We start from the raw sequence: 12,366 nt of genomic DNA, 5'->3' as shown, positions 1-12,366 counted from the left end.
TGTTACGCTATTTTTGGTAACTAGTTTATATACTTATAAAACACATCGTTTTACAACTAAAAGAGATGTAAATCAATGTATTCGTACATCGTTTATATTTTTTAAATGTAGATTAAATTTCAAAATCATCAAAAGGATTTTTTATTTTTTCTAAACTTATCGTGCTTACATGTGTGTAAATCATAGTGGTTTTTGGGCTGTTATGCCCTAAAAGAGTTTGTATAAACCTAAGATCAGTTCCGTTTTCTAATAAATGTGTCGCGTAACTATGTCTTAAAGTATGTAACGTAACGTGCTTTTTAATATTGGTTCGTTTTACTATTCTGCGTAAAACTTGTCTTGAACTTACTGCCGAATATTCTCCGCCATACTGTCCTTCAAACAAAAACTCCTTGGGTCTATAACTTTTATAATACTTTCTTAAAAGGGTAATCATGGTTACAGACAAAGGTACATATCGGTCCTTTTTTCCTTTTCCTGCTTTAACATGCAGTAATCTACGCTCCAGATCTAAAGAGGTAAGCTTTAAACTTAAAGCTTCACCAATGCGTAATCCGCATGAGTATAGCAAACACAATAAAGTTTTGTGTTTTAAATTAGTGGCACTAAATAATATTTCTTTTACTTCGTCTAAGCTTAAAACCTCTGGCAAACGCTTGTTCTTTTTTGGTCTGTCTAAAGTCTCTATATCAATATGTATATTATGCGTTTGCTTGTAAAACAGCTTCACGGCATTTACCATTTGGTTTTGGTACGTATAAGAATAATTGTTTGCTAAAATATAATTGGTATTAAAATCTATTAAATCTGCATTAGTAATATTTTCTATACGTTTTGTATTGTGAAATTTAAAAAACACAATAAGCATAGACTCATACGTTTGTATGGTATTTAAACTATACCTTTTTTGATGCATCCACTTTACAAAACCTTTAATAGGCTCAAAATAATCTTCTTTTAAAGCTTTTAATTCCTTATTTGTATCAGGCTTATTTATTGTTTTATTAACGTCTTGTAGCAACAAACTATAATCAACCACATGTTGTCTTGCCCTTAAATGTTTATACAAATTATTTACATTTGTTTTACTAAACGGAATATAATAAGCACCATGCGTATTACTCCATTTTACTAACGGAAATTGCTTTACATACTCTTTTACTTCAAAATTATATTCAAAATCAATTTTTACTTGTTCCTGGTTGTTATGCTGTATTTTAGATAGTTCAAATTGTGCCATAATTTTTAATTTTTCCACTTAATATTACAACCTATACTTGGTTTTTGAAATTTTACATTTTCGGTTTTATCTATTACACAATCTAAAGCATGACTTAAATCTAATCCCGAAGCAGCAATGCCATTTCCTGGTCTTGAGTCGTCTATTTGTCCTCTGTAAACTAAGTTTAAATCGGCATTAAAAACATATAAGTCTGGTGTGCATGCTGCATCATATGCTTTTGCAATCCTTTGTGTTTCGTCATATAAATACGGAAAAGGATATGCGTTTTCCTTTGCATGAATAGTCATTTTATCTGGAGCGTCTTGCGGATAGTTTTTAGCATCGTTACTTGAAATTGCTATAAATGAAACCCCTTTAGCTTTATATTGATTTGCTATTGCCACTAGTGTTGGGTTAATATGAATAACAAACGGACAATGATTACATATAAACATAACAACAGTTGCTACTTTTCCTTTTAACTGCTGAAGGCTTACTTTTTGGTTAGAAACCGTATCTAACAATTCAAAATTTGGTGCTTTTGTACCTAACGGAAGCATATTAGAAGGTGTATTTGCCATAATAATTTTGTTTTAAAATAATCCATTAAGTTAGTAAAAAGGAATGAAAATTCATAAAAAAGGGAGTTTCAATTTATATAAAACACTTTTTAAATAATAGATTTCTCCTACAAGAATAAACCGTAGTTTAAATGGTTTTTTCTTAAAAAATGCTTTAAAAAAACTATAGAAATAGTAATTTGAAAAATAAGGCGGAAAGTATTTCCTTTGGCATATTACATTACGTTATAAAAAAATCAATATATTAAGCCTCACTAACTAAACAAACATGAAACAATCCATAACTTTTGAAGATTTTACCAAAGTAGATCTTCGTGTAGGAACCATTATTGAAGTGCATGATTTTCCTGAAGCACACAATCCAGCTTACCAACTTACTATAGATTTTGGTACTTTAGGAATAAAAAAATCTTCGGCACAAATAACAACTTTATATAAAAAAGAAGATTTACTAAACAGGCAAATTGTTGCAGTTTTAAACTTTAAGAAAAAACAAATAGGGAAATTTATGAGCGAATGCTTAGTTCTAGGTGCAGTAAATAATAAAGATGTAATTTTATTAAATCCTGAAATTAAAGTAAAAAACGGAACTACTGTTGCTTAAATATGATAGAATTAGATGCAGTAAAAATTAATTTTGATACTACTAATCTTTGGGTTTTAAATATTGCACTTGCAGTGGTAATGTTTGGTGTTTCTCTTGGTGTAACAGTAAATGATTTTAAACAATTATTTAAAGCACCTAAATTGGTTGTACTTGGTATTGTATTGCAATTTATGCTTTTACCTTTAGTTACTTATTTATTTGTTTTGCTTATAAAACCACAAGCTAGTATTGCTCTTGGTATGATGATGGTTGCTGCTTGTCCTGGCGGAAATATATCTAATTTTATGACGCATCTAGCAAAAGGAAATACAGCGCTTTCGGTTAGTTTAACAGCTTTTGCAACTTTTTTAGCAATGGTGTTAACACCATTAAATTTTCAGCTTTACGGAAATTTATACCAGCCAACAGCACAACTATTACAAAACGTAGAAATTAATTTTTTAGAATTAGCAAAATTGGTAATACTCATTTTAGGTATTCCGTTAGTATTAGGAATGACCTTAAAAAGTAAATTTCCACAACCAGCAAAAAAGCTTTCTAAAATATTAAAACCTTTTTCTATTTTGGTTTTTGTTACTATTGTTATCATTGCTTTTGCAAACAATATAGATATTTTTAATCTCTATATTAATAAGGTTTTACTAATTGGTATTAGTCATAATATTTTAGCACTTGCTTTAGGTTTTTTTGTGGCTAAAGCCTTAGGTTTGTCTTTTAAAAACCAAAAAACATTAGCCATAGAAACCGGAATTCAAAACTCAGGTTTAGGTTTATTACTTATTTTTACTTTTTTTAACGGACTTGGCGGAATGGCTTTAATTGCTGCCTTTTGGGGAATTTGGCATATTATTTCTGGTTTATGTCTTTCTTTATACTGGTCTTCAAAATCAAAAAAATAACTTCGTGAAACAACTCAGGCTACATTTTTTTAAAACCTATCTTAGCATTGGGCTATTTTGTTATTATAAACAATTTAAAGTACATAATGTAGAGCGAGTACCAAAAAACAAACCTGTTTTATTTCTGGCAAACCACCAAAACGCATTAATAGACCCTTTGTTAATAGCAACAAAATCAGGTAGGTTTTGTTACTTTTTAACACGTGCTTCGGTTTTTAATAAGCCATTAATTAGTAAGTTTTTACGTAGTTTACAATTGCTTCCTGTGTACAGAATTAGAGATGGTTGGAGCAGTATTACTAATAATAATTCTATATTTTCAACGTGTACAGAGGTTTTAAACCAAAATAAAGCTGTGGTTATTTTTCCCGAAGGAAATCATCATATTAATAGAAGCGTTAGGCCCTTAAGTAAAGGGTTTACACGAATTGTTTTTGAAACTCTAGAGAAATATCCAGAAACAGATTTACAAATTATTCCTGTAGGAATTAATTATAATAAAGCAGATGATTTTGTAGATAGTACCTCCGTTTTTTTTGGAAAACCTATAGCAGCAAAAAAATACCTTTCCACAAATAAAAATAAAGCAATTAATACATTAAAGGAAGATGTGTATCAGGCTATTTGTAAATTAACAACACATATTCCTTCTGAAAATTATGCGGAAACTATTGCTAAATTAGAAGAAGTTCCAGTAAATTTTTTAAATCCGGAAGCAGTAAATAATTGTATTTCTTCAAATTTTGAAACTTGCCAGAAACATGAAAAATCTAAAACTAATTATTTAAAAATAGTTCTTAAATATGTGCTGCTAGCAAATTTTTTACCTCCTTTTTTAGTTTGGAAGTACTATGCAAAACCTAAAATTAAAGAAATTGAGTTTGTAGCAACCTTTAGGTTTGCTCTGTATATTACCTTGTTTCCTTTGTGGTTTTTTATTCTTGTAAGTATTGTTTCTGTCTTATTTGGCTGGCAAGTTACCGCTTTGTATGGTATTGTAATTTCCGCTTTGGCTTTGTTTTATGTAAAGTCTTAAGTTTTTAAATAGTCTATAATTTTACTTTTTAAACAGTTCTCTTCTTTAGTCAAAGAGGAGAAGGGATTTTCATTTTCTTTTAAAATGGAAAAAAAGAGGAGTTTGCCTTAGTTAATCCTTTTTTGGCAACAAGCTGTGAAATTCGTCAATTAAAGAAAATTAGAAGATTAAATTGATAATTTTGTATCTTTGATAAAAAGCTGAATAAAATGAATATAGAAGCTCGAAAAATAGAATTTGTAAAAGAATTTTTAAAACTTCAAAGTGAAGAGGCAATTTCACGTCTTGAAAATATTTTGAGAAAAGAAAAAAATACTTCAGACGAGCGAATATTCGAACCTATGACTCAAGATGAACTGAATAAAAGAATTGACAAATCGGAATCTGACTTTCGAAACAATCGATTTAAAAGCAGTTCAGAGCTTTTAGCCAAGTACGAATAATGACATTTAAAATTATTTGGTCCGAATTTGCAGAAACTCAACTTGACGAAATTTACGAGTATTACGAGAAGAAAGCAAGTCCACAAACTGCTAAAAAACTTCTAAAAGGAATTATCAACGAACCTAAAAATTTGATAAAAACACCATTAATTGGACAAGAAGAAGAATTACTAAAACAAAGAGAAATTCATTATAGATATTTAATATTCAAAAACTACAAACTGATTTATTCTGTGGATATGGAAAATGGATTTATAAAAATTGCTGACGTTTTTGATACTCGACAAAATCCACCAAAGATAAAAAGAACGAAATAAAAGCCAGTTGCCAACAATGTATATATTTTATTGCTAGGTTCTAGCCTGCTTACATAAGTCCTAGCGGACTTTCTATTCGGTTTTTATTTACTAACTTAGTAACTTGATCACGCAACAAACCATACACTAAAATGGTTTTTAAAGAAAGAATAGTTAATGTGTTTTTAAAATAGCTTCGCATTTTTCGTCAAACTTTCCGAATTTATTAATAATAAATCCACCTCTCTTCAGCTCAAGCGAGGAGCGGTTTACGGTTCCATTGAGAAATATGGTTAGAAAAGAAGAAGAGTTAGGGTGTTTAACAAAAAAAACCGCTACTAATAGTAACGGTTTAAATTTTAAATATTTTTTTAGATTTTAAATATCATCAAAATCTATATCTGTAAATCTGCTTTCTGCAGGTTCAGAAACTTCAGAAGTATCTTTACTTTCTGTATGATATTCTTTTTTAAAGTCTTTTTGGTGACGCTCGCTAATTACTTCGTCTCCTTTTTCTGCAATAATATAATCTGTCATTTCTGCTAAAATGCTATTGAATTCAGAGAAATCTTCTTTGTATATATAGATTTTATGTTTTTTATAATGAAAAGACCCATCATCATTAGTAAATTTTTTACTTTCTGTAACTGTTAAGTAATAATCTCCTGCCTTTGTTGCTCTAACATCAAAAAAATAAGTGCGTCTTCCTGCTCTTAATACTTTAGAATAAATTTCCTCTTTCTCCATCATGCCATTGGTATCCATAGTGTTGTTTTTTATATTAAGTTTAATTAATAGATTTTCAAAAATCAAAAAAAAATAGATAACAACCAACTAATTGTAACAAATCTTTTAAATAATTGGTTTATGCTATATTGTTGGTAAATTTAAATGTATAAAAGCGACTACATTTTTTTAGATAATTGCTTTAGATATAGGTTTTTATAGTATCCTTCTTGTTCTATAAGTGTTTCATGTGTGCCTTCTTGTGCTATTTTTCCGTCATCTAAAACTAGTATCTTGTCTGCATTTTTAGCAGATGAAATTCTATGACTAACAATTATAGTTGTTTTTCCTTTAGATAGTTTGTTTAAGCTTTTAAGTATTTTTTCTTCGGTTTCTGTGTCTACAGCAGAAAGACAATCGTCAAATAATAATATTTTTGGGTCTTTAAGTATGGCTCTTGCTATAGATACACGTTGCTTTTGTCCGCCAGAGAGTGTAATTCCTCTTTCGCCTAATACGGTTTCATATCCTTTACTAAAGCCTATAATGTTTTTGTGTACTTGTGCATATTTTGCAGCTTGTATCACTTCTTCATCTGAAGCATTTTCTTTACCAAATTTAATATTGTTATTAATAGAGTCGCTAAACAAAAAGGCTTCTTGTGGCACATAACCAATACTATCTCGTAAATTGTTAAGGTTTACTTGGTCAATTGGTGTATTGTCAATTAATAACTCTCCTGATTTAATGTCATAAAGCCTTCCTATTAAATCTAAAATAGTAGATTTTCCAGAACCTGTTTTACCAATAATAGCTAATGTTTCTCCAGATTTTAAGGTAAAACTTACATCTTTTAAGGCTTGAATATTGGTGTCGTCATAGGTAAAAGAAACATTTTTAAAGCTAATGTTTCCTTGTATTATAGAAGGTTTACTGGCTTTGTTTTGTATTTCTGGCACTATGGTTAAAAAGTGATTTATTCGTTTTTGTGATGCTTCAGCTTGCTGTATTATAGAGGTTACCCAACCAACCGTTGCAACAGGCCATGTTAGCATATTTACATAAATAATAAATTCTGCAATAGTACCTAAACTTTTAATTTCGCCATTAATATATTGCTGTCCGCCAATATAAATTACTAGTAAGTTACTTATACCTATAAGTAATATCATGGTAGGAAAAAATAAAGCTTGTACCTTAACTAAACTTAGTTGTTTCTCTTTGCTAGAAGTAGAAAGTACATCAAAATTATGAAACGTTTGTGGCTCCATACTATAGGCTTTTATAATAGAAATACCACTAAAAGATTCTTGAGTAAAAGTAGATAGTTTAGATAAATACTGCTGCACTATGGTACTGCGTTTGTGTATTTCTTTACTTACTTTAAATACAATTATAGATAGAATAGGTAAAGGTATAAGTGTGTATAAAGTTAATTTTGGCGCTTGACTATACATAGAACTAATAACAATTATAAAAAGTGTAATGGTATTTATACTGTACATAATTGCTGGTCCTGCATACATACGTACTTTAGTAACATCTTCACTAATTCTATTCATTAAATCTCCTGTTCTATTTTTTTTGTAAAAATTAAGAGATAGTTTTTGGTACTGTTGGTATACTTCGTTTTTTAAATCATATTCAATATAACGCGAAACATTAATAATGGTTTGACGCATAAAAAAAGTAAGAATTCCCGTAATTAAGGCTGCACCAATTATATACAAAATGTTTTCTAATAGTGCTGCTTTTACTAATTGTAAATCTGTAATGTTTCCTTTTCTATATTCATCAACTACATTAATAGATTTTCTAATAAGTCTAGGTGTATAAAGTAAAAAAATCTTTGATGCTATAGTTATTAATATACCAAAGATTAAACTAAATTTGTATTTTAAAAAGTACTTATTTAAGTGCTGTAATTCTTTCATTTACAGAAATAGGATTATTTTTAATTTTTATCAATTTCATAATTTAACATCATTTATATTGCGTTTATGTGAATATTGGTTTAATTTTGCATAGTGTTTTTTTGAATTTATCAAAACAACAACCCTAACTTTAAATTTAAATTAAATGGTTTCAGACGTTATTAACGCAAAAGATCTTAAAAAAGTAGACCCTGTTTTTGGGCAACTTTCTTTTGATAATCATGAGCAAATTGTTTTTTGCAACGACAAAGATACAGGTTTAAAAGCAATTATTGGTATTCATAACACAGTATTAGGTCCTGCACTTGGAGGTACTAGAATGTGGCAATATAATAATGAATGGGAAGCCTTAAACGATGTATTAAGACTTTCTCGTGGTATGACTTTTAAGTCTGCAATTACAGGATTAAACCTTGGAGGAGGAAAAGCCGTAATTATAGGAGATGCTAAAACACAAAAAACACCAGAACTAATGAAAAAGTTTGGTGAATTTGTACACTCTTTAAGTGGTAGGTATATTACTGCAGAAGATGTTGGTATGGAAACTGCTGATATGGATTTAGTGCATGAGGTTACTCCTTATGTAACTGGTATATCTGAAAGTAAAGGAGGAGCAGGAAATCCGTCACCTATTACAGCATATGGTGTGTATATGGGAATGAAAGCAGCTGCTAAATATAAATTTGGAAGTGATGTTCTTGATGGTAAAAAAGTAATTGTTCAAGGTATTGGTCACGTTGGTGAATCTTTAGTTGATCATTTAACAAAAGAAGGAGCAAAGGTTATTATATCAGATATTAACCAAGAACGCTTACAAGAAGTTAGTACAAAATACGGAGCAACTATTTACGCAGGAAACGATATTTATAGCGAAGATGTAGATATTTACGCACCTTGTGCTTTAGGAGCAACTATTAATGACGAAACAATTAATAAACTAAAAGCTAAAGTTATTGCTGGAGCAGCAAATAACCAATTAGCAGAAGAAGCTAAACACGGTTTAATTCTTCAAGAAAAAGGAATTGTTTATGCACCAGATTTTTTAATTAATGCAGGAGGAATTATTAATGTATATGCAGAATTAGAAGGTTACGATAAAACTGAAATTGTTCGTAAAACCGAAAATATCTACAACACTACATTAGAAATTTTAGCTAATGCAGAAATTAATGAGATTACTACTAATCAAGCAGCTCTTAATATTGCTAAAAGTAGAATTGAAACAAGAAAGAATGAAAATTCTAAATAATTCTTAACAAAATACTATTATATCAAGGCGAAAGTAACTACTTTCGCCTTTTTTAAATAAAGTTCTTTTTTATATGCTTAATAGAAGACACATTCGTATTAAAGTTATGCAAATCCTTTATGCTTTTAAAGGAGGTGAAAGTGATGATTTTAGTAAAGACCAAAAGTTTTTACTTAACAGTATTGATGGTATGTACCATCTGTATTTGCTCTTAATGTCCTTACTCATTGAAGTACATAAAAAAGCAGAAATCAATATAGAAAAAACACAAAAAAAACTTCTTGCTACTAAAGAAGATAAAGATCCTAATAAGAAATTAATTCACAACGAAGTATTTTTATTATTAAAAAATAACGAAGCACTTCAAGAAGATATTCAAAATTATAAAATTACAAACTGGCAGTTAGATGATGAATATGTAGATATTCTTTTCAGAGAAATACTTGCTAGTGATTTGTATGCAGAATACATGCAAACAAAAACATCAACCTTTAAAGAAGACAAAGATTTTGTTGTAGATGTTTTTAAAGAAATTATTGCGCCTAACCAAAAGCTTTACGAGTATATTGAAGATAAAAATTTAACCTGGTTAGATGATTTACCTATAATAAATACAGCCATTTTAAAATTATTAAAAAAGGTAAAAACCAATATAAAACCTACACACTTTGTGCCTAGTCTATATAAAGACGAAGAGGATAAAAAGTTTGCTACAGATCTATTAAGTAAAACCATTTTAAATCAAAGTAAACTAAATGCCGAAATTGACGGGAAAACAAAAAACTGGGACGCAGAACGTATTGCAAGTATAGACTATATATTATTGCAAATGGGAATTTGCGAAATGTTAAACTTTTCTTCTATTCCTGTAAAAGTTACCATTAATGAGTATTTAGAAATTGCAAAAGAATACTCAACCCCTAAGAGTAGTGTGTTTATTAATGGTGTTCTTGACAAATTAGTTAAAGAATATGAATCAGAAAAAAAGTTAAATAAAATAGGTAGAGGATTGCTGTAAATGTAAATTTTATTACATTTACATCTCAAAATAACTTTGTAGAATATAAAAATAGAATTATGAAAAAAGTATTATTAGGTTTAAGCGCGTTTTGCTTAATCGCTTTTACTTCATGTAAAGAAGATGCCTCAAAAAAAATTGATGACCAAAACGTTGCAGAAGCAGCAGAAAGAGATGCAAGTGCAACAAACTTTCCTGTTTTAAGTTTTGATAAAAAAGAACATGATTTTGGTGAAATTGAAGCTAAAACTCCAGTAGAAACGGTATTTACTTATAAAAATACAGGTAAAGCACCTTTAGTAATCACAAATATTAAAAGTACATGTGGTTGTACAGTACCTCAAGATTGGTCTAAAGAGCCTTTAGCTCCAGGAGAATCTGGTAAATTTACTGTAAAATATAATGGTTCTGGTAAAAACGCTATTACTAAAACAATTACTGTAACAGCTAATACAGAAACAGGTAAAGAAACTGTTAAAATTAAAGCTTTTGTAAAAGCAGATCCTAATGCAGCAGCAGCAGTTAATAAAAGTGCTCAAGGTGTACCAGCAGGTTCTGTAAATGCAGCAGCTCCTGTAAAATCAAGTACACAACCAGGTCACGAAGGTCATAACCACGATTAATTAGAATGGGAGAAATAGGACAATTTTTACCGTTTATAGCAATGTTTGCTGTAGTTTACTTTTTTATGATTGCACCACAAATGAAACGTGCAAAACAAGAAAAAAAGTTTGCTAGCGAACTTAAACGTGGAGATAAAGTAATTACTAAAAGTGGTTTGCATGGTAAAATAGCAGAGCTTAACGAAAAAGATAACAGTTGTGTTATTGAAACTATGGCTGGAAAGTTAAAGTTTGATCGTTCTGCAATTTCTATGGAACTAAGTAAAAACTTAAACGTATCACCAACAGAAACAAAGAAGTAAGTTTTACATACTTCATTATATAAAAAAGCTTCAAAGATTTTTTCTTTGAAGCTTTTTCTTTTTTAAACATTTTTTACACACATTTTAAGTTTGTCTTTTATTTTTTTAAATATTCAATAGGGTTTAAATAAAACATTTTTTTCCAACCTTGTTTGTCAGAATCTATTTTCCAAACGTAAGGAATCATTGTTAAAATAGAGTAGTGTAAGTGTGGTGGTTTTCCTGAAGCATTTCCACTGGTTCCAACGGTACCTATTGTTGAGTTTCTGTTGACAAAAGAAAAAGAAGACGTTTTTAATTCATGCATATGCGCATAATAGTGTACTCTCCATTTTGGTCCAAGTATCAACACAAATTTTCCTCCAAAACCTATTTCTCCAGCATATAAAACGAAACCAGAAACCGAAGAATTAATTCCTGTTCCCTTTTTAGCAAAAATATCTACTCCTTTGTGTGTGACAGATTTTCCCCAAGGATAAAACCAAAATGATTTTGAATTATAGTCATATTTTGTTGCTCCTTGCACTGGCATTTTTAAATTTTGAGGTATAAAAAATCCGATTACTAGAATTACTAATATGCCTAGTGAAATTTTCTTTCTTTTTCTCAATATTCTTGCGGTTTCAAATTACAGCCAACTTACAACTAATTAACAATTTTTATACTTATCATGTAAGCCAACACCTTTAATAATTAAAGGGGTTATTTTAGTTATTCTAGATTGTTTTGTAGCTTCTCTTTTAGCAGTTGCTATATGTTCGCAATATTCACGTTGTTTAGCAGGAGAAAGTGCTTTAAAAGCATCTTTAAGTATTGTATTAGCATTAAATACCGCTTTTAATTCAGCAGGAATAATAACCTCTTTTTTAGTGGTTTTTACAGGCTTTATTTCTTTTCCTAATTTTTGATTTTCTATGGCTTCTTTTATATAGTCTAAAATAATATGAGGTTCTATTTCTTCAATAGATGAAAATCGCATTTGTCGTAAAGCTTTCGTTTTTTCCTGTGCATTCATTAATAGTTTATGCTCATCTTTTAAAAATACACCCTGAAAAAACCAAAGGCAAAAATGGTTTTTAAAAGCAGCAATACTTAAAATGTTCTTTCCTTTTAAGCTATAGGTAGGAGCAGACCATTTTATAGATTCCTCCAGATTAGTTTTTGTAACTATTTCTCTAAGCATAAGTAATGCTTCTGCAAAATGCTTATTACTTTCTATATATGCTTCAACAGAACTTACTTTGGCCATGCTTTGTTTTGTATTGTTTAAAACAAATTTACATAAATATTCTTCAATATTATTTTTATTGAAGACGTGTTCATATTCGGATGGTTGTGTTTTTTATTTTTAATTGGTCTAAATAAAGTTTGATTTTTAAGTTTTGGGTTTTATATTTGCGCCTTTATTTAAAATCAATCCAAATAATAAA

At 29.3% G+C, this 12,366-nt stretch carries 16 protein-coding genes; 9 read left to right on the top strand and 7 right to left on the bottom strand.

The window, feature by feature from the left end; translation table 11 throughout:
* Window positions 1-112: 112 nt before the first annotated feature.
* Complete coding sequence (locus KO494_RS05430) at window positions 113-1,240, bottom strand: tyrosine-type recombinase/integrase (RefSeq protein ID WP_252730320.1); 1,128 nt, start codon at window positions 1,238-1,240, stop codon at window positions 113-115.
* Between the two features lie 5 nt (window positions 1,241-1,245).
* On the bottom strand, window positions 1,246-1,803 hold the full coding sequence (locus KO494_RS05425) for a thioredoxin family protein (RefSeq protein WP_215966580.1): 558 nt from the start codon (window positions 1,801-1,803) through the stop codon (window positions 1,246-1,248).
* A gap of 268 nt (window positions 1,804-2,071) precedes the next feature.
* Here KO494_RS05425 and KO494_RS05420 point away from each other — a divergent pair, with 268 nt between their 5' ends.
* The 5 genes from KO494_RS05420 to KO494_RS05400 all read left to right on the top strand — a co-directional run bounded on the left by KO494_RS05420 (window position 2,072) and on the right by KO494_RS05400 (window position 5,105).
* Complete coding sequence (locus tag KO494_RS05420; RefSeq protein WP_215966579.1) at window positions 2,072-2,407, top strand: tRNA-binding protein; 336 nt, start codon at window positions 2,072-2,074, stop codon at window positions 2,405-2,407.
* A gap of 2 nt (window positions 2,408-2,409) precedes the next feature.
* Window positions 2,410-3,309, top strand: a complete 900-nt coding sequence (locus KO494_RS05415) for a bile acid:sodium symporter family protein (RefSeq protein ID WP_215966578.1) — start codon at window positions 2,410-2,412, stop codon at window positions 3,307-3,309.
* Between the two features lie 4 nt (window positions 3,310-3,313).
* Window positions 3,314-4,345, top strand: a complete 1,032-nt coding sequence (locus tag KO494_RS05410; RefSeq protein ID WP_303427038.1) for a lysophospholipid acyltransferase family protein — start codon at window positions 3,314-3,316, stop codon at window positions 4,343-4,345.
* Window positions 4,346-4,554: 209 nt separating this feature from the next.
* On the top strand, window positions 4,555-4,788 hold the full coding sequence (locus tag KO494_RS05405) for a hypothetical protein (RefSeq protein ID WP_040278988.1): 234 nt from the start codon (window positions 4,555-4,557) through the stop codon (window positions 4,786-4,788).
* Complete coding sequence (locus tag KO494_RS05400; RefSeq protein ID WP_215966577.1) at window positions 4,788-5,105, top strand: type II toxin-antitoxin system RelE/ParE family toxin; 318 nt, start codon at window positions 4,788-4,790, stop codon at window positions 5,103-5,105. The genes KO494_RS05405 and KO494_RS05400 overlap by 1 nt, the downstream gene beginning before the upstream one ends.
* 49 nt (window positions 5,106-5,154) lie before the next feature.
* Here the strand turns inward: KO494_RS05400 and KO494_RS16035 are convergent, their stop codons facing one another.
* From KO494_RS16035 to KO494_RS05390, 3 genes are all read right to left on the bottom strand, one after another.
* Entirely contained in the window at window positions 5,155-5,286 is a 132-nt protein-coding gene (locus tag KO494_RS16035; protein WP_256447828.1) for a hypothetical protein, read from the bottom strand.
* 176 nt (window positions 5,287-5,462) lie between these two features.
* Entirely contained in the window at window positions 5,463-5,849 is a 387-nt protein-coding gene (locus tag KO494_RS05395; protein WP_215966576.1) for a PUR family DNA/RNA-binding protein, read from the bottom strand.
* A gap of 140 nt (window positions 5,850-5,989) precedes the next feature.
* Complete coding sequence (locus KO494_RS05390; RefSeq protein ID WP_215966575.1) at window positions 5,990-7,744, bottom strand: ABC transporter ATP-binding protein; 1,755 nt, start codon at window positions 7,742-7,744, stop codon at window positions 5,990-5,992.
* A gap of 145 nt (window positions 7,745-7,889) precedes the next feature.
* Here KO494_RS05390 and KO494_RS05385 point away from each other — a divergent pair, with 145 nt between their 5' ends.
* The 4 genes from KO494_RS05385 (at window position 7,890) to yajC (ending at window position 10,936) form a co-directional block, all read left to right on the top strand.
* Window positions 7,890-8,993 (top strand): Glu/Leu/Phe/Val dehydrogenase, encoded by a 1,104-nt coding sequence (locus tag KO494_RS05385; RefSeq protein ID WP_215966574.1) that lies wholly within the window; start codon window positions 7,890-7,892, stop codon window positions 8,991-8,993.
* A gap of 73 nt (window positions 8,994-9,066) precedes the next feature.
* The gene (nusB, locus tag KO494_RS05380; protein ID WP_252730316.1) at window positions 9,067-10,011 is read left to right on the top strand and encodes a transcription antitermination factor NusB; all 945 of its coding nucleotides are present in this window, start codon (window positions 9,067-9,069) and stop codon (window positions 10,009-10,011) included.
* 59 nt (window positions 10,012-10,070) lie between these two features.
* Window positions 10,071-10,634, top strand: a complete 564-nt coding sequence (locus KO494_RS05375) for a DUF1573 domain-containing protein (protein ID WP_215966573.1) — start codon at window positions 10,071-10,073, stop codon at window positions 10,632-10,634.
* Window positions 10,635-10,639: 5 nt separating this feature from the next.
* On the top strand, window positions 10,640-10,936 hold the full coding sequence (yajC, locus tag KO494_RS05370) for a preprotein translocase subunit YajC (RefSeq protein ID WP_215966572.1): 297 nt from the start codon (window positions 10,640-10,642) through the stop codon (window positions 10,934-10,936).
* Window positions 10,937-11,033: 97 nt separating this feature from the next.
* Here the strand turns inward: yajC and KO494_RS05365 are convergent, their stop codons facing one another.
* Together KO494_RS05365 and KO494_RS05360 are read right to left on the bottom strand one after the other, a co-directional pair.
* Complete coding sequence (locus tag KO494_RS05365) at window positions 11,034-11,546, bottom strand: M23 family metallopeptidase (protein WP_252730314.1); 513 nt, start codon at window positions 11,544-11,546, stop codon at window positions 11,034-11,036.
* Window positions 11,547-11,585: 39 nt separating this feature from the next.
* On the bottom strand, window positions 11,586-12,185 hold the full coding sequence (locus KO494_RS05360) for a YdeI family protein (RefSeq protein ID WP_215966571.1): 600 nt from the start codon (window positions 12,183-12,185) through the stop codon (window positions 11,586-11,588).
* Between the last annotated feature and the right edge of the window lie 181 nt (window positions 12,186-12,366).

This window comes from Lacinutrix sp. C3R15 (assembly GCF_018860825.1).
Classification (GTDB): Bacteria; Bacteroidota; Bacteroidia; order Flavobacteriales; family Flavobacteriaceae; genus Oceanihabitans.
Note: the sequence above shows the minus strand (reverse complement) of the source record. Positions and strands in the feature narration are given on the sequence as shown.

Coding starts and splice junctions, on each gene's coding strand:
- KO494_RS16035 (WP_256447828.1), bottom strand. CDS start 5,286: ATGCGAAGCTATTTTAAAAACACATTAACTATTCTTTCTTTAAAAACC.
- yajC (WP_215966572.1), top strand. CDS start 10,640: ATGGGAGAAATAGGACAATTTTTACCGTTTATAGCAATGTTTGCTGTA.
- KO494_RS05395 (WP_215966576.1), bottom strand. CDS start 5,849: ATGGATACCAATGGCATGATGGAGAAAGAGGAAATTTATTCTAAAGTA.
- KO494_RS05400 (WP_215966577.1), top strand. CDS start 4,788: ATGACATTTAAAATTATTTGGTCCGAATTTGCAGAAACTCAACTTGAC.
- KO494_RS05415 (WP_215966578.1), top strand. CDS start 2,410: ATGATAGAATTAGATGCAGTAAAAATTAATTTTGATACTACTAATCTT.
- KO494_RS05405 (WP_040278988.1), top strand. CDS start 4,555: ATGAATATAGAAGCTCGAAAAATAGAATTTGTAAAAGAATTTTTAAAA.
- KO494_RS05360 (WP_215966571.1), bottom strand. CDS start 12,185: ATGGCCAAAGTAAGTTCTGTTGAAGCATATATAGAAAGTAATAAGCAT.
- KO494_RS05375 (WP_215966573.1), top strand. CDS start 10,071: ATGAAAAAAGTATTATTAGGTTTAAGCGCGTTTTGCTTAATCGCTTTT.
- KO494_RS05430 (WP_252730320.1), bottom strand. CDS start 1,240: ATGGCACAATTTGAACTATCTAAAATACAGCATAACAACCAGGAACAA.
- KO494_RS05390 (WP_215966575.1), bottom strand. CDS start 7,744: ATGAAAGAATTACAGCACTTAAATAAGTACTTTTTAAAATACAAATTT.
- KO494_RS05385 (WP_215966574.1), top strand. CDS start 7,890: ATGGTTTCAGACGTTATTAACGCAAAAGATCTTAAAAAAGTAGACCCT.
- KO494_RS05420 (WP_215966579.1), top strand. CDS start 2,072: ATGAAACAATCCATAACTTTTGAAGATTTTACCAAAGTAGATCTTCGT.
- KO494_RS05425 (WP_215966580.1), bottom strand. CDS start 1,803: ATGGCAAATACACCTTCTAATATGCTTCCGTTAGGTACAAAAGCACCA.
- nusB (WP_252730316.1), top strand. CDS start 9,067: ATGCTTAATAGAAGACACATTCGTATTAAAGTTATGCAAATCCTTTAT.